Source organism: Psychrobacter cibarius, from assembly GCA_030686115.1.
GTDB classification, from domain to species: Bacteria; Pseudomonadota; Gammaproteobacteria; order Pseudomonadales; family Moraxellaceae; genus Psychrobacter; species Psychrobacter cibarius_C.
In genome coordinates this window covers 1,366,044-1,385,384 of record CP131612.1, presented here as the reverse complement: position 1 = coordinate 1,385,384, position 19,341 = coordinate 1,366,044, and the positions used below count along the sequence as shown (strand labels likewise).

Sequence of the window (19,341 nt, the reverse complement as noted above, 5' to 3'; positions counted from 1 at the left end):
GCAACGTCTTTTCTTTAATTAAGAGAACGTTTCTTCTTTTTAGTACATCAACGCACATCATGAAAAAAATAAGGTCAACGACAGAGTTGGCCTTATTTTTTCTGTTTCTGTTTCATTATCTATGCCCAATATTGTTTGTGCCCGATATTGCCTATGCTTAAGATAATACACCTATGGTAAACTGTTTTTTGCATGAGTATTCCAAATTACATTCTCGACCAATTAAATAGCCAAGCTGACTTAATCAGTATCATTGGGCGTCATACTACGCTTAAACGTGCTGGTAGTGAGTTTAAAGGCTGCTGTCCGTTTCATGGCGAAAAATCGCCCTCTTTTTATGTCAATCCACAAAAAAACATCTATCACTGCTTTGGCTGTAGCGTCGGCGGTAATGCCATCAGTTTTTTACGCGATTATGAAAATTTAACGTTCATTGAAGCGGTCAATGAGCTATCAAAGCAGACGGGCATCGAAGTCCCAAAAGAAGAGCAACAAAACGTCAGCTACCAGCGCCGTGCACCAAAACCGATTGCACCACCGTCAATACCTAGTCCGACTATCGACGCTAAAAGTGACGCTAAAAGTTTGGCTCAAACAATTAATGCGCCTTCTATTAACGCTACTTCAGCTATTCAGCAACAAAACCAGTACGGCGATACCGATCAACCCGTTTATCACGATAGTAGCAACGGCTACGATGAGTATCCACCGCTAGATGCTTACGACTCAGCGCCTTATCCAGAAGATTCTTATGGCACAGACTACCAAGATAATAATAGCTATCCGCCAGCATGGTTGACAGGTGGCGATACTGATGCTGCGGCATTGTACGATGATCATAGCGTTTCCGATAAAGACGGTAACCTGTATGAGCTGTTAGAGCAAATCCAGCAGTTTTATCAGCACAATCTCACCCTTCATCCGCATGCTAAGCATTACTTTTTATCGCGTGGTATCACAGAAGACATCTTTGAGACCTTTGGCTTAGGCTATGCGCCCTTTGGGTGGCAGCATCTTGAGCATCAATTTCCACAGGATATTGAAGGGCTCAAAGCGTTAGGCTTAGTGCGCCAGTCCGAGTCTGGACGCGATTATGATCTACTGCGCGATCGGGTCATTTTCCCGATTCGAGACAATCAAGGCCGTACGATTGGCTTCGGTGGTCGAGCGCTGGATGATGAAGTAAAACCTAAATACATCAACTCCTCTGACTCACCCGTTTTTCATAAACAGCATGTGCTGTATGGCTATTACGAATCACGCCAACAACGTGCCGACAGCTGGCTGGTGGTCGAAGGCTATATGGATGTGATTGCCCTCTATCAAGCAGGTATCTATGGGGCAATCGCCTCGATGGGTACGGCGATCAATGAGAGTCAAATATCACGACTTTTAACATTAAACCCTACCCTAACCTTGAGCTTTGATGGCGATAGCGCGGGACAAAAAGCAGCTTGGCGTACTTTAGAGGTGGCGCTACCCGTGCTGGCCGATGACAAAGAGTTGCGGTTTTTGACCCTACCAAATAATCATGATCCTGATACGTTTATTAAGAGTCAGGGCGGCGATGCCATGCGTGAGCAAATCGCGAATGCCATGCCATTGTCACAGTATATTTTTGCCTATTTAAGCGAGCGTTACGATTTAACCTTGGCAGAAGGCAAAGCCAAGCTCATGTCACAAGTACGTGCCTTGACCACTGCATTACCTAAAGGCAGTAGCTTTCGCTATTTGCTGAACAATGACGTCTATCAGAAGCTGGGTGGTAAACGTAGCCAAAATAAAGATGCAAGAGATGCGCTGGTAGATTTTGATGGTGACATGACCATCAGTCAGCAATTGCAACTTTGTTTTTTGTTTCAGCCACGCGCCTTAATTGAAGACCCTATCGAAGCCATTTGGCAGCAGGCAGGTATTAATGATTTACAGCTGCCAGCACACATCAAGCAAAAAGCCGCGCCTGACATCTTGCGTCCGCTTGCTTGGGAAGATTTGCAAGATATCGCCTTGCTGGATATCGTTAGCACCATCAAACGCTGCCTGAATCATTTACCCAAAGATGCCAACGCCGCCGCACACTTTATATTGTCTAATGTCAAGCCAATCACCCAAGAGACACTTAGCCGTAGCTGGGGCGGATTTTATAAGACATTGATTGGCAGAAATATTTTGAGCTTGGATGAGTTGATCGAAAACTTGGTGATGCAGTTGCTCAAGTTACATCTGCAAAAAAAGATGCAAGAGCTCATCAAAAATCCTGATCATATCAAGCTGGCGATTGTCCGTAAGCAGTCGCAATTATTAAATGATTGGCTACGCGCGCAGCAAGCTGAGCAGTCAGCGCAGATGGTTACCGTCAAATCTTAACGTTTGCCATTATTTTTGCTAAAAAATCTCCAACCCTTTAAAAGTATAGCGGCTGCCCCCACTACTAATGATTATGCCCAATAGCATGTATTGCCATTTAATCATTTGGCTGATATAAAATAATCAGTAAAAAACGGTCGGTAGATATCACTACCTCGTGCTTGATTACGCTGGTGTGTGTTAAACTGTGTCGCTAACTATTTATAGCCCAATTTAATAGATGGCGATACTCCGCCTCATTAAGCACAAATTTTAGATATTATTTTGAAGTATCCGTTTTTAGGTACCGTTATCTTTATATATTATTTTTTAGATAATGTTATCTTGAAGACTTTTTAGCGTTACTAATTTCTAGCAGTTTTTTAGCATTGTAATTGTAGTATTTTGAGCCTTTATTCATATCAACTCATTTTTGATATTATTGACAACCTCTACGCCATATATTGATGAATCGATTGATTATATCAACGCACTGAGCGAGCGATAGCGCGTCACAATATAAAAATGTCCGATGCAAGTAAGCGAGTATTTATGAACGATAAGTCAGTTTCTAAGTCCACATCTCAACTGGCCACCTTAATCCAAATGGGTAAAGAGCAAGGGTATCTTACCTATGCTGAGGTGAATGACCAACTGCCCGACTCTATTACCGAAAGCGATCAGATCGAAGATATTGTGCAAATGCTGACCGACGTTGGTATCAAAATCTTTGAATCTGCGCCTGATGCCGATGACATCTTGATGAACGACGATTCAAGTGATGATGACATGGCAGCGGATGAGGCAGCGGCGGTATTGGCCTCTGTTGAGACTGAGCCGGGTCGCACCACTGACCCTGTGCGTATGTATATGCGTGAAATGGGTACGGTTGATCTATTGACCCGTGAAGGTGAGATCGCCATTGCCAAGCGTATCGAAGAAGGCATTCGTGACGTACAGCATGCGATGTCTTACTGGCCGGGTACCGTACAGTTCGTCCTTGATGAGTATCAAAAAGTACAAGATGGCGAAAAAAAGCTTTCTGACGTCATTACTGGCTTTTTAGATCCTGAGACCGAAGCAGACAAAATCGCTGCCCAAGAAGCAAAAGAGGCAGCAAAAGAAGAACGTGAACGCATAAAAGAAGAGAAAGAAAATCCACCTGTGATCAAAGCAAAAGCCAAAGCAGCGGCGCTTGATGATGAGGACGAGGATGAAGACGACGTTGAAGAGGAAGCTGAAGAAGAAACCAGCGGTATCGATCCTGAAGAAGTACGTCTGCGTCTAGAAGAAATCGAACACTTATTTATTAAAGCCAAGCAAGCCTTGCTAGATTATGGCCGTGGTAGCACAGAAGCAGATACTGCTTATGCTCTACTTGCCGAACGCTTTATGATGCTCAAGCTAAACAATCGCTTGTCAGATCAAGTCATGGCCATCATGCATGATGTCTATGATGATGTGCGTAAGCAAGAACGTCAAATCATGCGTTTGGTCATTCGCCGTGGTCGTATGCCGCGCGAAGAATTCCGTAAGACTTTCCCTAGCAACGAAACCAACGTTGATTGGCTGATTGAGCGCATCAAAGGCAAACCTGCATTTGCTGGTACGCTAGAAAAAGTCACTGATGATGTTATTTTATTGCAACGTCGCATTCGTGACTACGAGCAACAGCTCGACATGAAAATCCACGATATGAAAGACGTCGCGCGCCGTATGGCAGTCGGTGAAGCAAAAGCTCGCCGCGCCAAAAAAGAAATGGTCGAAGCTAACCTGCGTTTGGTTATTTCTATCGCGAAGAAATATACCAACCGTGGTCTACAGTTCTTGGACTTAATCCAAGAAGGTAACATCGGTCTGATGAAAGCGGTTGATAAATTTGAATACCGCCGTGGTTATAAGTTCTCGACCTATGCGACATGGTGGATTCGTCAGGCGATTACCCGCTCTATCGCTGACCAAGCGCGTACCATTCGTATTCCTGTACATATGATCGAGACGATTAATAAAATAAACCGTGTATCTCGTCAATTGCTACAAGAAATGGGACGCGAGCCAACACCTGAGGAATTAGGTGAACGCTTAGAGATGGACGAAGTTAAAGTCCGTAAAGTACTGAAAATCGCCAAAGAGCCTATTTCGATGGAAACCCCTATCGGTGATGATGAAGATTCACACCTAGGTGATTTCATCGAAGATGGTACTATCTCAAGCCCTGTTGATGATGCGACCGCAGCTGGTCTGCGTGAAGCGACTCGTGATGTATTGGGCAATCTGACTGAGCGTGAAGCACGCGTACTAAAAATGCGCTTTGGTATCGACATGCCAACTGACCATACCTTGGAAGAAGTAGGTAAGCAGTTTGACGTAACACGTGAGCGTATTCGTCAGATTGAGGCAAAAGCACTGCGTAAATTGCGTCATCCGTCACGTTCTGAGCATCTGCGTTCGTTCTTAGAGAATGATTAATCATAAAGCAAACTAAGCACCAATAAAAAAGCCGAGTTTATCTCGGCTTTTTTGTGTCATCGATTTGATGGCTCGAATGCTATAACTACATGTCTTCATCAAGGAATACAAGAACGAGCTTGCAATGGCACTATACAATATATATGATTCGTATATATTTCATATACTAGGTAAAACAATGGGTATTGTTAAAATTGATGATGCGCTACACGAAGAGCTTCGTAAAGCCAGTGCGGTAATGGTACGTTCGATTAACGCGCAGGCAGAGTATTGGATAAAGATAGGTATGTTGGCCGAGGCCAATCCTCACGCATCTTATACCGATATCATCAGCGAGCAGTTAAAACGAGCAGAGGTTAATATAGGAAATCTTATCGATGGCTAAAATCGCGCTAAAAACACCTGAAGAATTGGCCATCATGCGTGAGTCTGGACGCTTATTGGCATCGGTTTTTGCTTACCTAGATACGCACATGGTTGCTGGCATCTCCACAATGACTGTCAATGATTTAGTCGAGCGCTATATTGTGGATGTTTTGCAGTCACGACCTGCCAGCAAAGGTCAATACGGCTACCAATACGTTCTCAATACTTCTGTCAATCAAGTAGTTTGTCATGGTGTACCCTCAAGCAATCAAGACCTAAAATCAGGCGACATCATCAATGTGGACATTACTTTAGAAAAAGGCGGCTTTATTGCCGACTCTAGCAAAATGTATATGATTGGCGATGTGATGCCCTTAACAAAACGCCTCGTCGATAACACTTATGAGGCCATGTGGGCAGGTATCCGTATGGTCAAACCGGGCGCAACGCTCGGTGATGTCGGGCATGCCATTCAAAGCCATGCCGAACAGCACGGTTACTCTGTCGTTAGAGAATACTGCGGGCATGGTATCGGTCGCGAAATGCACGAACAGCCTGAAGTTTTACATTATGGTCGCGCAGGTACAGGCTTGGTTTTAAAACAAGGCATGACCTTTACTATTGAGCCAATGATTAATCAAGGCAAAGCCAAAGTAAAAATGAAAAAAGACGGCTGGACGGTGGTGACTGCAGACAAAAAGCTTTCTGCCCAATGGGAGCATACCATCGCGGTGACTGCCGATGGTTATGAAGTGCTGACGCTGCGTGAAGAAGAGACCCGTTAGAGCGTGCTTACAGTTTTCCTTGCTGCTGCGTAATACAAGAGTGATTCAAGTATTTAAGTATTTAAGTATTTAAGTATTTAAGTATCATCTTATTATTGCCATATTGGTAACTACTGATATCATAGGTCGCGATGATTTGAGTATACGCTGATTGATACCCTTGCCATCGCTTTTTTATACATGCCATCGATAGGAAACTGACATGATTGTCCGGCAAACCCCAAACGCTCTCAAGATACTTTTTACCCTGCACGGCTCTGTCATTCCAAAAATTTATCCGCAAATTTTGCTGATCGCGCTTCTCAGCACACTTATAACAATTATTCAGCACTGGCTTCCTGACTCTTTTCCTTATTATGGTATGGCTCCTTTTACCTTGCTAGGAATCGCGTTGTCGCTATTTCTTGGATTTCGTAACAATGCCAGTTATCAACGCTGGTGGGAAGCTCGAGGGCTTTGGGGTCAGTTGGTATATGATGCGCGTAGCTTAACCCGTCAAGTGCTTTCTTTTATAGATGCTGATACCGAAAATGGGCGCGAGACTGGGCGAACGATGGTTTACCTGACCATTGCTTTTGCGCATGCTGTGCGCCATCGCCTGCGCGGCTCGTCACCTTGGCATGATGTCGAGCCTTTTGTCGCATCAAAACACCATGATAGTATGCGCCAAGCGCGCAACCTCCCTGATTACATCATGCGCCTCATGGGTAAGCAGCTCGGCGACATTCGGCGTCAAGGACTGGTGTCAGAGCAAGTCATACAGAACATGGACGAGCGCCTGACGTCTATGACCATTGTATTGGCGGCCTGCGAACGCATTCATAATACACCGCTGCCGTTTGCTTATATGCTGCTGGTCCATCGCACGACCTATCTGTATTGCATCATGTTGCCTTTTGGCTTGGTGGCCTCGCTCGGTTGGGTGACCCCACTGATTTGTGCCGTGATCGCTTATACCTTTTTTGGTTTGGATGCCCTCAGTGAAGAGCTAGAAGAGCCTTTCGGCTTAGCCGCCAACAAGCTACCCCTGACTGCATTATCGCGTACTATCGAGATCAATCTGCGAGAAGCATTAGAAGAGGCAGATATTCCGCCTGAGATCACTCCTATCAATGGCTATTTACCATAAGCGTGTTGCCTTAATTTATCAGATATTTTTTAATATCCTACCGTTGGGTAGCTAAATAATACAGGCAATAGTAGAGCTTTTATTAATACAAAATGCATTTGAAAATAGTGATTTCTCTCGCCATTCTCGTGTTACTTGACCAGCTTAATAAAAAGTAAAATCTTGCCTATTTACGCTTGCAAGACAACCTTTATTCATGGTTTTTTGCGCATTACTTGCTAATGATGGCTGAATTCGTCTAACATAGAGCCGATTGCTTAAGTACGAGCAGTTTAAACTTATGTAAACTTTATATTTATTTCTGAAAAATAAACCTTGTCGGGGTTCTTTGATTTTTGATGCTTTAACTACAATTCAAAATCATGGCTGAGAGTTACCCGCGAACCTGATGCAGTTAGCACTGACGTAGGAAACAAGCGTGACATTTTATAGCACACCTCTTAAGCATCTATTGCTAAGCAAGCCTTGCCAGTTTATTCACATAATCTAGTAAGGTTTTTTTGTGCCTGCTTACTGATCACCTCCTACTCTTTGCTTACTCGTATTTTATAACAGTAAGTGAACACTATGAACTACCAAACATTACGCCATAATTGCCCAACTTGGGATGGCTATATTCAGCATGATTTTGTCAAACAGCTAACGGCAGGTACGCTCGCCGCTGACAGCTTTCGTCACTACCTTGTACAAGACTATTTATATCTTATTCACTATACCCGTGTGATGGCGTTGAGCGTGTATAAGAGTGATACGCTGGCACAAATGCGAGTCGGTCAAGCAGGCATCAACGCTATGCTCGATATGGAAATTGGCATGTATCTCGATTTATGTCATGAGTGGGACATCCCACTTAAAGAAGTAGAAAGCAACCCTGAATCTGCCGTGACTATCGCCTATAGCCGCTACCTATTGGACGCTGCGATGTCAGGCTCATTGGCTGAGCTTTATGCGGCGATTGCTCCTTGTTTGATGGGTTATGGCGAAATTGGCAAACGCATTAAAGAACAAGGTTTTGTCGCGGACAATCCTTACCAGCCATGGATTGATGTCTTTGCCAGTGACGAATTTCAAGCGATTACCGCGCAGAATGAAGCGCAGATTAATACGCTACTAGGACAGGCTAACCCCGCTCAGGCAGACAAATTCCAACAGTTATTTAATACTGCTTCACGTATGGAAGTGAATTTTTGGCAGCAGGCGCTTGATCTGTCCTAGCCCCTATGCAAAGTGCTAGCTTTATGGCAAATTTAACGTCACGTACTATTCAATATAATTGATTCAATTTAAAACAGTGATAAGGCAACCGAGTGCAGATGAACGCTGTCACTCTTTTATAGTGGATTAACGATACAACAAAAAATACTCAAGGAGAAACACCATGGCAGCATTCGATGAACACGCAAGCGCGTATGACAGCTGGTTTTTTGACAACCAAAACTTACTGACCAGTGAGCTAAAACTTGTCGCTCATTTCTTAAATAAGGACAGTGAGATATTGTCTATCGGCTGCGGTAGTGGACTGTTTGAGTCACTATTGACGCAGGATTATGATATCCATATCAGGCACGGCATTGAGCCTTCTAAAGACATGGCTGAAATCGCTAAAAAGCGCGGCTTACAAGTGGATATTAGTCCTGCCGAGACTTGCGATATTGAGCCAAATAAGTTTGATATCATCATGTTTAACGGCAGTGTCAGTTATATTAGCGATTTGGATATCTGTATTAAAAAGGCATTTGATGCTTTAAAAACGGGCGGCAAATTGATTGTTATCGATGTGCCAAAAGAAAGCGGTTTTGCGAGCTTATATAACTTGGCTAGCTCATTAAATACTTGGGAGCATCCGCTGCTTGCTCATATCTCTCCTGCTGACCCCTATCCTATTGAGCTGGTTAAATCAGCAAATTGGCGCACCTCTGATGAAAAAATCGCGCTGATGCAAGCCAATGGTTTTGTCGATTTTGAGTATGCACAAACCTTACTGACCCATCCTATGTATGCCAATGACAAAGTGCAAGAAGTCATCGAAGGCTATGACCGTGGGGATTACGTCGCTGTTTGTGCTTATAAAAAATGAGCTGATGTGTGTATTAGCATTTGATTATCATGGATGACTGAGCAAAATTTATGACAGATCATAGTGATCCATAGCATACTGTCATTGCCATTTTAGCACTTGAATTATAAGTTTAGTGCCACTATAAATGGTGAATAAAGCTCTTATGCTAATAGCTAACATTTAATAAAGCGAGGCACACATCATGACTGACGATCCAAAAGACAGCACCAATCAAAACAACAACCAAGCACCAACAAATGAAAAATCAGTAAAAATGACCAACCTAACGCCCAATCAAGGTGTGATAACAGGCAAAAGGACGGATATTCAAAATCCTGAGCTTTGGGACTTTCCAATGAACTATCCACTTAGCATCATTGGTCATGAAGGCGAGCGTGAGAACTTACTCAATGAAGTGAAGCTTATTTTGGGCAGTCAGTTCCCTGATTTTGATTTGGCCTCGATAGAAGTGAAACCGTCTAAAACGGGTCGCTTCCATTCAGCACGGGTCAATCTATATCTTACAGCAGCCGATCAGGTCAATGTGCTGTATGCCTCACTCGACGCTGCCAAAACAGTTCGTTTGGTCGTATAGACAGATAACTGTCGTTTAAAAAAAGCCAGCCGCTTTTCCGTCGAAATCGTCACTCGCTAGTAATCACATACGGGTGGCGATTTTTTGTGGTTTGCTGTACAATCTGCGCCCTCATTATTATTGTTCTATGTCCCCTTATTGGTGGGTCATTTACTCGCGAATGAAAAGCAAATGATCATACGATTTTTACAAAAAACTTATTATTTGAGTCAATCGCGTCTAACCCTTACCCCATCGTCCTTTGCTAAAATTCGGACACAGCACAACCTCACAGCAACATAGTTTGATCCTAAAATCAATATAGTATTTTCAAAATTTTCCCGCTATATTGTGCCTACCTACTAACAAACACGCTATATGTAGTACTCAGTGAATTTAATTGTCACTATGAGTAGCGGTAGATTTTTGCCTAAAAAAACACCTATCGCGGCGCAAGCATCGTAGCATTATAAAGAATGCCTGCCGTTTACTGACTGTGCAGCATCACTATAAGCAACATTATAAATAATTACCAAGTTATCAACTTAAGAGGGCAACATGACACACATCGACAAAATCAAAGTGACCAAACGTGACGGACGATTAGAGCTTATTGATTTGGATAAAATTCATAAGGTAATCGAGTGGGCAGCTCACAATTTGGATAATGTGTCTGTGTCGCAAGTTGAGCTAAAGTCGCACATTCAGTTTTATGAAGGCATCAAAACCCGTGATATTCACGAGACCATCATCAAGTCGGCAGCTGACCTTATCTCTGAAGAGACGCCTGACTACCAGTATTTGGCAGCGCGTTTGGCCATCTTCCATTTACGTAAAATTGCATATAATAAATTCACCCCGCCGCACCTGTATGACCATGTCAAAAAGCTGACTGAGGCTGGTAAATATGATGAGCATATCCTAGCCGACTATAGCCGTGCCGAATTTGATGAGTTAGAAGAATATCTTGATCATTGGCGCGATATGAATTTGGCTTATGCAGCCGTTGAGCAAATGGCAGGTAAATACCTCGTCCAAGACCGCGTTAATAAGACCGTCTTTGAAAGCCCGCAGTTCTTGTACATGCTGGTTGGTATGTGTTTGTTTAGCCGTTATGACAAGTCAGACCGTTTGGACTACGTAAAGCGTTTTTACGATGCGACGTCGCAATTCAAAATCTCGCTACCAACACCCATCATGGCAGGCGTGCGTACCCCATCGCGTCAGTTTAGCTCATGCGTATTGATTGAATGCGGTGATAGCCTAGACTCGATCAACGCCACCACCAGCGCCATCGTACGCTATGTGTCACAGCGTGCTGGTATCGGCATCAACGCGGGTCGAATCCGTGCCCTTGGTAGCCCTATCCGTGGCGGTGAAGCCCAGCATACTGGCTGTATCCCATTCTATAAATTGTTTCAGACAGCTGTTAAATGCTGCTCACAAGGCGGCGTCCGTGGCGGTGCGGCGACGTTATTTTACCCATTATGGCATTTAGAAGTTGAGTCATTATTGGTACTCAAAAACAACCGCGGCGTCGAAGACAACCGTGTGCGTCATATGGATTATGGCGTACAGTTAAACAAAACGATGTACACCCGCTTGATCAAAGGTCAAGACATCTCGCTATTTTCTCCAGGTGATACCCCTGGCTTGTATGATGCGTTCTTTGAAGATCAAGACAAATTCGAAGAGTTATACACCAAGTACGAAAATGACCCAAGCATTCGTAGCCGTCAAATCCCAGCAGCTGATTTGTTTAGCCTAATGATGCAAGAGCGTGCGAGTACGGGTCGTATCTACATCCAAAACGTCGATCATTGCAACACGCATAGCCCATTTGACGCGAGCGTTGCGCCGATTCGTCAGTCAAACCTATGTATGGAAATCGCCCTACCGACTAAGCCACTGGATAACATCAATGACGAAGAAGGCGAAATCGCCCTTTGTACGCTATCAGCAGTCAACTTGGGTAAAGTCGATAACGTCAGCGACATCGAAGAGCCAGCTGAGCTAATCGTCCGTGCGCTTGATGCCCTGCTCGACTATCAAGACTATCCAGTAAAAGCGGCTCAAAACGGCAGCATGCGTCGTCGTACGCTAGGTGTGGGCGTGATTAACTATGCTTATTACTTAGCTAAAAATGGCGTGCGCTATTCAGATGACAGCGCGCTTGGTCTAACGCATCAAACGTTTGAAGCATTGCAATTCTATCTATTGAAAGCGTCAAACAAATTGGCAAAAGAGCAAGGCGCGTGCCCTGCGTTCAATGAAACTACCTATTCACAAGGTATCTTGCCGATTGATACGTACAAGAAAGACTTGGATAAAATCTGCCAAGAGCCACTACATCTCGATTGGGAAACGCTACGTGGCGAGATCACTGAACACGGTCTACGCAACTCTACCCTAACCGCCTTGATGCCGTCTGAAACCTCTAGTCAGATCGCCAACGCGACCAACGGTATCGAGCCACCACGCGGTCTGGTCTCTATCAAAGCGTCAAAGGACGGCATCCTAAAGCAAGTCGTGCCTGAGATTGATAAGCTAAAAAATCAGTATGAGCTACTATGGCAAATGCCAAACAATGACGGTTACCTAAGGCTGGTCGCTGTAATGCAGAAATTCGTTGATCAAAGCATCTCTGCCAATACCAACTACGATCCCGTTCGTTATGAAGGCGGCCGTGTACCAATGAAGATATTGCTAAAAGATCTGCTAAACGCGTATAAGCTTGGCGTGAAGACGTTGTACTACCATAACACTCGTGATGGTGCGAATGATGCGCAAGCGGATATGGAAGATGATTGTGCTGGTGGGGCATGTAAGATCTAAAAAACTATAAATTCAACTATTAAAAAAATGAGATAGAAAATGAATAATATATTCAATGATGCAGAAAAAAAGATTACTATTCCTTCAACTTTAACCTTTAAAGATGATTCAGATGCTGAGTATGTAGTTACTAAAGAAAACTTCAACTGTGAGGCAGTTATGCACGACTACCCATTTGAAGATAAAATTCTTGCTATTAATATAACCGCTGAGACAGATGAAGGTACAGTTACTAACAACATTATACTTCATGATGAAATAGATCATAATAAGAAAAAAATAGTATCTACAGCACTGGCTAATGTTGGCTATTACAAAGAAGATCCTGATAGTAGTTATGATAACAGTTCATATGACACTGCTTTGACTCTATCAGAAAAAACTTTAAAGGGAATAAAAGTCAAACATAAATAGAGTTATAACCACTGTTGCTGCTTCTAAAAGTCAGCTTTTACGGATGAAAACGCTACTCAAAGATTTGTCGACGGCTTATAGAATGAGCGTGAAAACTTTGTATTACCATAACACTCGTGATGGTGCGAACGATGCGCAAGCGGATATGGAAGATGATTGTGCTGGTGGTGCGTGTAAGATTTAAGCAAGTGATGAATGGCGGGTTTGGCTTTTGAGTTAAGCCCGCTGTTTAGTAAAGTTTGCTTTAAATAATTATGCATTTATAAAGGCAATATTATAATTGGGTGTTTTATATGAATGTTCCAGCTGTTTGCGATAACTGTGGCAATATTTTTCCTTCAGGTTTTAGCGCAATTAATTCTACTAATATCTCTTTTAGTAATTGTCGCGCAGGACCATGTCCTGTATGTGGCGGTAAGGGACATATACCTGATGGTGTGTACAACTCTATTGGAAATACAATCGAATTTCTTAGCGGACCCGAAAGGAGTCTAATCGAATTAAAAAAGTTGGCTTCTATACTGGAACGTGCAAAGAATAACAATTTCGATTCAAAGTCTATAGGTAGAGAAGTAGATGAGGAAATTCCTGAACTTTCATCAATAAAAGATTTACTTCCAACAAACCGTTCCGAATTATATGGATTTATAACCATATTACTCACAATTATATCTTTGATAATGAGCCAAACTCAATCTAGTAGTTCTTCGAAGATTGAAATTAATACTGTTATCAACAATGTTTATTATCCAACATCAGAAGCTCAAAGCTCTAATAGCTCTACTCCTAAAGTTAAGGCGGAAAAAAAGATCGGTAGAAATGAGCTATGTACATGTGGTAGTGGGAAAAAATTTAAGAAATGTTGTTTACCTTGAGCATATAAATATACAAACTTAGTATAGCTTATACAAATATTTGATAAGAAAATCTAACTATACCCTAACAAGGCTTTTTAGCCCCAACTATAGCTATAGGCGGGATTGGCTACTTAAAACATTTAAAATTAATACAGTAACAAATATGACCTAATTTTCGTGCTAATATTGTCCCTATATTTAGAGCGTAATATTAGCGGAGAATGAATCATGCAACCGATATTTGCGACACAGACAGCCAGTATCTCAGAACTAAAGACCAACCCTTCGGCACTGATTAAACAGTCAGACGGTGAGTCTATTGCTATTTTAAACCACAATAAACCTGTGGCTTACTTGGTTTCCACAGATATGTTTGAGCGCATGATGGAAGCAATGGACGATATGGCATTAAGTCAAACCGTTAGCGCACGGATGAATGACGGTCAAACACCTATAAAGGTAACGTTGGATGACTTATAATCTTGAGTTTCATCCTCTCGCGTTAAAAGAATGGAAAAAGTTAGCGCCCAGTATTCAGCAGCAGTTCAAGAAAAAATTACAGCAGCGGCTAGCAAATCCGCGTGTTCCTGCGTCAAAACTCTCAGTACATACCGATGCCTATAAAATCAAACTACGCACCATAGGCTATCGTCTAGTATATACCGTCAAAGATGATGTAGTCGTGGTTTATGTATTAGCAGTAGGTAAAAGAGAGAATAACAAAGTATATGATGCGCTTGCGACACGCCAACCATAATTAAAACACAGACAGAATAAAAATGACGGAGGTCATAGACGTGCAATATACCGCAATCATCAAAGACGGTGGTTTGTTTATCCCAAACGTGTTTTCCGACCTAAACGATGGTGGCTCGCATATCGTACAAGTGGAAGTCGACATCGCAGACGTCCGTGAGCAATTAGGCGAAGGCATAGCAGAAAAACCAGAAGCATTAAAGAAAGTCGCCACAAAAGTATTGAAAAAACCAGTAAAGAGAGCGACTAAAAAAGACGTACAGAAAGAAATGCAGCAACTATCAGATGATGATGGCTTGAGTGCGCTGCGTAAGAGTGCGATCGATGAATTGGAAGGTTTGGACGATAGCGAGCTGAGTGAGATATTTAAAGCGTATATGAATGATGGACAGACGTCAGAACAGATATCTTTAGAGAACTTGTAATATAATCCTATCCAATAAAACCAAATCTAGTCAAAACCCTATAACTTAATAACCATATCAATGATAAAGGCAGTCTCATGACTTATTCGATTTTTTCCCAAACGCCAAACAATGCGCTAACAGAGCCGATGTTTTTTGGTAATCCGGTCAACGTGGCGCGTTACGACCAACAAAAGCACCCTATCTTTGAGCAATTGATTGAAAAGCAACTGTCGTTCTTTTGGCGTCCAGAAGAAGTCGATGTGTCACGTGATCGTATGGACTACGGCAATCTGTCGTCACATGAGCAGCATATCTTTATCAGTAATCTGAAGTATCAAACGCTACTCGACTCTATCCAAGGTCGTAGCCCAAACGTCGTGCTATTGCCACTGGTATCGATTCCTGAGCTTGAGACATGGATTGAGACGTGGACGTTTTCTGAGACCATTCACTCGCGCAGCTATACCCATATCATTCGTAATATTATCAATGACCCTGCTATCGTCTTTGATGACATTATGCAAAACGATCATATCCTAGAGCGCGCCGCAGACATCGCCAAGTACTACGATGACTTGTATTATAACTCATCGCTATACAACCTATACGGTGCAGGCACGCACACGATCAATGGTAAGCAAATTACCGTCGATTTAAAATCGCTGAAAAAGCAGCTTTACTTGTGCTTGATGGCAGTCAACGTCTTAGAAGCCATTCGCTTTTATGTGTCATTCGCTTGCTCGTTTGCCTTTGCCGAGCGTAAGTTAATGGAAGGTAATGCCAAGATTATTAAATTGATTGCTCGTGATGAGGCGCTACATTTAACGGGCACGCAGCATATTCTTAACCTCATGCGCATCGGTCGTGATGATCCTGAGATGGTCGACATTGCCAAAGAGTGCTATGAAGAAAGCATCGAGATATTTCGTAAAGCGGCTGAGCAAGAAAAAGAATGGGCAGGCTATCTGTTCAAAGACGGCTCAATGATTGGTCTCAATAAAGACATTCTGTGCCAATATATCGAATATATCACCAATTTACGTATGGAAGCGGTTGGCTTACCAGTCGCATTCCCGAATTCTAAATCAAACCCAATCCCGTGGATTAACACATGGTTGTCATCTGACAACGTACAAGTGGCACCGCAAGAGACGGAAATCAGCTCATACTTGGTGGGTCAAATTGACTCAGATTTATCAGACAGCGATTTTGATGATTTTGAGCTTTAGAACTTATGTGTTCATTTAAAAAATAGTTTTTGAAAGAGTATTGTTTAGAAAGTACAGAATGATAGGGAAACAAACAGGATAAGACTATGACTTGGGTAATGACGAGTAAGAAGCAATTTTACTTGCATGATGACGAAAGCTTGCTTGATGGATTGCTACGCACCGGACATGATATCAATTATCAATGTAAAGAAGGCTATTGTGGCAGCTGTCGCATCAAGCGTATCGCCAGCTCACACGTCATTGACTATCCGTTTGCGCCCCTTGCCATGATTGATGAAGACGAGATACTGCCCTGCTGTTGTCGTGTACAGGGTGTGATTTACATCAATCACGAGCCTACTATAGAGTAGTACTAACAAAAATAGTGCTAAAAAAGTCGAAACAAAAAGCGCGTTATCTTCAAGATAACGCGCTTTTTTATTGTCTATAAATCCTTCAAGCCATTTTGATTAAGCTTTATGTGATGAAGAATGACCTTATAAAGGCGCACCATCTCTTTCAAATAACTGCAACAGCTCTTCACGCATACGGTCACGCTCGGCTTCTGACATCATCGGTACGTCTTGTCTCTCACCTTGTAGATTTGGATCTTCTATACCACCAACATTTTCATCAAGAATCACAACCGGACGTTCCATCGGCTCTTGCGCTGGACGCTCTTCTAACAGTATTTTGACTTGCGCATTTTTACCACGGCGTAATATTTGCGCATTCAGCGTGGTATTCGGTGCTTTACGAGCGACATACTGAATCAAGGTATTGGCATCCGTCATCTCAACGCCGTCAATCGTCAAAATAATATCGCCGATACGAAGACCACTCTTCGCAGCAGGACTCTTAGGAACGACATTAAGCACTTCTACCCCAGTCGAGGTTTCAAGCTGAGTTGGGTCACGTAACTGTGACTGTATCTCAATCCCCAACCAACCACGGCTCACCTTACCATCTTTGATAATGGCATTCATCACTTGCTCAACGATAGCGGTAGGAATAGCAAAACCGATACCCATAGAGCCGCCAGAGCGTGAGTAAATAGCCGTATTAATACCAATTAATTCACCAAAAGCATCAACGAGTGCGCCGCCCGAATTACCTGGGTTAATCGCTGCATCGGTCTGGATAAAGTCTTCAAACTTGTTGACCCCAAGCCCAGTACGTCCTGTTGCTGAGATAATTCCTTGCGTTACCGTTTGACCGACACCGAACGGATTACCAATCGCTAATGCAACATCGCCAACTCGGATAGGTTCTTTACGGAAACCAAGTGGTGCCAAACCAGTCATATCTACTTTAATCACTGCCAAATCACTGTCTGGATCTGTGCCAACGATTCTAGCGCGGCTCTTACGACCATCATTAAATGCGACCGTAATTTCATCGGCTTTTTCGATCACATGGGCATTGGTCACGATATAGCCATCTTCTGAGACAATCACCCCAGAGCCTAAATTGGTATTGCCCTGCTCTTCTGACGGTGCACCATGGAACTCAAAAAAGCGGCGCAATACAGGATCATTCATATAAGGATGCTCTGCCATCGTTTGCGTGGTGTAGATATTCACGACTGATTGTGAGGCGCGAGCAACCGCATTATGATAAGAAGAAATCGCTGCAGGTGTATCAGAAACCGGTGCTGACGCTTGCTGCTCAGCAGGTGTGGTTCTGGGCGGCTCCCATGCCTGCTCTGATGCCGTCTTCATACTCGCAAACAACCAAATAAATGCGGCAATCACGACTAGCAATAAAACCCAAGGTAACCATTTTAATACAGACGCCTTGCTGCTGGTGTTCCGAGATGACGACATATAAAACCTCTATAAATTTGATACAAACAGACGAAGATAAATAAGGTAAGAAGCATGGTAGATATTAGGACGCATTGAGCAGCATTTACCAAACATTTACAGCCCACTGTATAGCTACTTTTTTATGCACTATCTGTACGGCACGCTTACATGTATAAATTATAACCGCCAATACTACCCAGTTGTAACGTATCGTGTACCATTTCAGTGAGTAGGATTATCTATCCTAGTGTAGCCACATGTTAAAATACTCATTATCAAAAGCCACATGTTAGCCATAAATGCTTGCGCCACTGAATCAATTATAAGGGAATACCATGACCACACACAATATCGCAACCGAGCCCTCAAACACCGCCATTACCGTTCAAGCGCTGACCACATTCTGTGATGACTATTTATCAGCAGATGCTTTTAAAGATTATGCCCCTAATGGTTTACAAGTAGATGGGGGTCGACCTATCAAACGAATCATCACTGGTGTAACGGCTTGTGAGGCGTTGATTGATGCAGCTATTGCTGACAATGCAGACGCCATTATGGTGCATCATGGTTATTTTTGGAAAGGCGAACCTGCCCCCATCACTGGTATGAAAGGTCAGCGTATCCGTAAACTTATGCAGCATGGTATCTCTTTGATTGGTTATCATCTGCCGCTCGATGCCCATCCCGTCATTGGTAATAATGCCAAGCTGGCTGACGCATTAAACATGACCGTTATCGGCGCTTTATACCCTAGTGAGTCTCATCCAGTGGGTAATATCGCCACTTGTACCCCGCAGAATGCTCAAAGCCTCATTACTCACATTACTCAGACGCTAGGACGATTGCCATTGCATATCTCTGCCAATTATAGCGCACCGAATAGTACAAGCGCTCATATCGATAATAACAGAATTATCGAACACGTGGGCATTTGTACGGGCGGCGCACAGGATATGATCGAACAAGCTGCATTGATGGGCTGTGACGCCTTTATCTCTGGCGAAATATCAGAACGTACCACCCATATTGCCCGTGAGCTGGGCATTGATTATTTCGCTTGTGGACATCACGCGACAGAACGCGGCGGTATTCAAGCACTCGGTCACATAGTTTCTCAAGCATTTGGCATACCCGTGACCTTTGTAGATATTGATAACCCTGCTTAAGCTGTGTCCTCAACTCTACTCATAGCTATCTAATAGCTATCTAAATTTAGAATAATTTTCAGAAAACAAGGCTAATAACAATCAGTATGGTTGTCCAATATACATAATTTTTGCGGCTTCAATTTTCAATAGTGTATCAATAATAATGGCCTTTTT

At 43.0% G+C, this 19,341-nt stretch carries 18 protein-coding genes and 1 riboswitch; of the genes, 17 read left to right on the top strand and 1 reads right to left on the bottom strand.

Annotated features, from left to right (window positions below; translation table 11 throughout):
- The first annotated feature begins 192 nt into the window (after positions 1-192).
- The 16 genes from Q6344_05850 (at position 193) to yfaE (ending at position 16,579) form a co-directional block, all read left to right on the top strand.
- Positions 193-2,367: a CHC2 zinc finger domain-containing protein gene (locus Q6344_05850; GenBank protein WLG14858.1), complete on the top strand. Its 2,175-nt coding sequence runs from the start codon at positions 193-195 to the stop codon at positions 2,365-2,367.
- 531 nt (positions 2,368-2,898) lie between these two features.
- Complete coding sequence (gene rpoD / locus Q6344_05845) at positions 2,899-4,815, top strand: RNA polymerase sigma factor RpoD (GenBank protein ID WLG14857.1); 1,917 nt, start codon at positions 2,899-2,901, stop codon at positions 4,813-4,815.
- 178 nt (positions 4,816-4,993) lie between these two features.
- A complete protein-coding gene (locus Q6344_05840; protein ID WLG14856.1) occupies positions 4,994-5,200 on the top strand; it encodes a ParD-like family protein in 207 nt (68 codons plus the stop codon).
- Entirely contained in the window at positions 5,193-5,966 is a 774-nt protein-coding gene (map, locus tag Q6344_05835) for a type I methionyl aminopeptidase (GenBank protein ID WLG14855.1), read from the top strand. The genes Q6344_05840 and map overlap by 8 nt, the downstream gene beginning before the upstream one ends.
- A 202-nt stretch (positions 5,967-6,168) precedes the next feature.
- Positions 6,169-7,095, top strand: coding sequence for a bestrophin family ion channel (locus Q6344_05830; protein WLG14854.1), 927 nt, complete (start codon positions 6,169-6,171; stop codon positions 7,093-7,095).
- Positions 7,096-7,404: 309 nt separating this feature from the next.
- Positions 7,405-7,524: riboswitch (TPP riboswitch) on the top strand.
- A gap of 138 nt (positions 7,525-7,662) precedes the next feature.
- Entirely contained in the window at positions 7,663-8,310 is a 648-nt protein-coding gene (tenA, locus tag Q6344_05825; GenBank protein ID WLG14853.1) for a thiaminase II, read from the top strand.
- Between the two features lie 163 nt (positions 8,311-8,473).
- Positions 8,474-9,172 (top strand): class I SAM-dependent methyltransferase, encoded by a 699-nt coding sequence (locus Q6344_05820; GenBank protein WLG14852.1) that lies wholly within the window; start codon positions 8,474-8,476, stop codon positions 9,170-9,172.
- A gap of 256 nt (positions 9,173-9,428) precedes the next feature.
- Positions 9,429-9,749, top strand: a complete 321-nt coding sequence (locus tag Q6344_05815) for a DUF493 domain-containing protein (GenBank protein ID WLG15153.1) — start codon at positions 9,429-9,431, stop codon at positions 9,747-9,749.
- Positions 9,750-10,286: 537 nt separating this feature from the next.
- Positions 10,287-12,563 (top strand): class 1a ribonucleoside-diphosphate reductase subunit alpha, encoded by a 2,277-nt coding sequence (nrdA, locus tag Q6344_05810; protein ID WLG14851.1) that lies wholly within the window; start codon positions 10,287-10,289, stop codon positions 12,561-12,563.
- 39 nt (positions 12,564-12,602) lie between these two features.
- Positions 12,603-12,977 (top strand): hypothetical protein, encoded by a 375-nt coding sequence (locus Q6344_05805; protein ID WLG14850.1) that lies wholly within the window; start codon positions 12,603-12,605, stop codon positions 12,975-12,977.
- A 293-nt stretch (positions 12,978-13,270) separates the two neighbouring features.
- The gene (locus Q6344_05800) at positions 13,271-13,852 is read left to right on the top strand and encodes an SEC-C metal-binding domain-containing protein (protein ID WLG14849.1); all 582 of its coding nucleotides are present in this window, start codon (positions 13,271-13,273) and stop codon (positions 13,850-13,852) included.
- A gap of 210 nt (positions 13,853-14,062) precedes the next feature.
- Positions 14,063-14,314, top strand: coding sequence for a type II toxin-antitoxin system Phd/YefM family antitoxin (locus tag Q6344_05795; protein WLG14848.1), 252 nt, complete (start codon positions 14,063-14,065; stop codon positions 14,312-14,314).
- Positions 14,304-14,591 (top strand): type II toxin-antitoxin system RelE/ParE family toxin, encoded by a 288-nt coding sequence (locus Q6344_05790; protein ID WLG14847.1) that lies wholly within the window; start codon positions 14,304-14,306, stop codon positions 14,589-14,591. The genes Q6344_05795 and Q6344_05790 overlap by 11 nt, the downstream gene beginning before the upstream one ends.
- A gap of 40 nt (positions 14,592-14,631) precedes the next feature.
- On the top strand, positions 14,632-15,015 hold the full coding sequence (locus Q6344_05785) for a hypothetical protein (GenBank protein ID WLG14846.1): 384 nt from the start codon (positions 14,632-14,634) through the stop codon (positions 15,013-15,015).
- A gap of 77 nt (positions 15,016-15,092) precedes the next feature.
- Positions 15,093-16,226 (top strand): class Ia ribonucleoside-diphosphate reductase subunit beta, encoded by a 1,134-nt coding sequence (gene nrdB / locus Q6344_05780; protein ID WLG14845.1) that lies wholly within the window; start codon positions 15,093-15,095, stop codon positions 16,224-16,226.
- Between the two features lie 86 nt (positions 16,227-16,312).
- On the top strand, positions 16,313-16,579 hold the full coding sequence (gene yfaE / locus Q6344_05775; protein WLG14844.1) for a class I ribonucleotide reductase maintenance protein YfaE: 267 nt from the start codon (positions 16,313-16,315) through the stop codon (positions 16,577-16,579).
- Positions 16,580-16,705: 126 nt separating this feature from the next.
- Here yfaE and Q6344_05770 read toward each other — a convergent pair whose 3' ends face one another.
- Positions 16,706-18,034 (bottom strand): trypsin-like peptidase domain-containing protein, encoded by a 1,329-nt coding sequence (locus Q6344_05770; GenBank protein WLG14843.1) that lies wholly within the window; start codon positions 18,032-18,034, stop codon positions 16,706-16,708.
- 317 nt (positions 18,035-18,351) lie between these two features.
- Between Q6344_05770 and Q6344_05765 the strand changes: the two genes are divergently transcribed.
- Entirely contained in the window at positions 18,352-19,185 is an 834-nt protein-coding gene (locus tag Q6344_05765) for a Nif3-like dinuclear metal center hexameric protein (protein WLG14842.1), read from the top strand.
- The last annotated feature ends 156 nt before the right edge of the window (positions 19,186-19,341 follow it).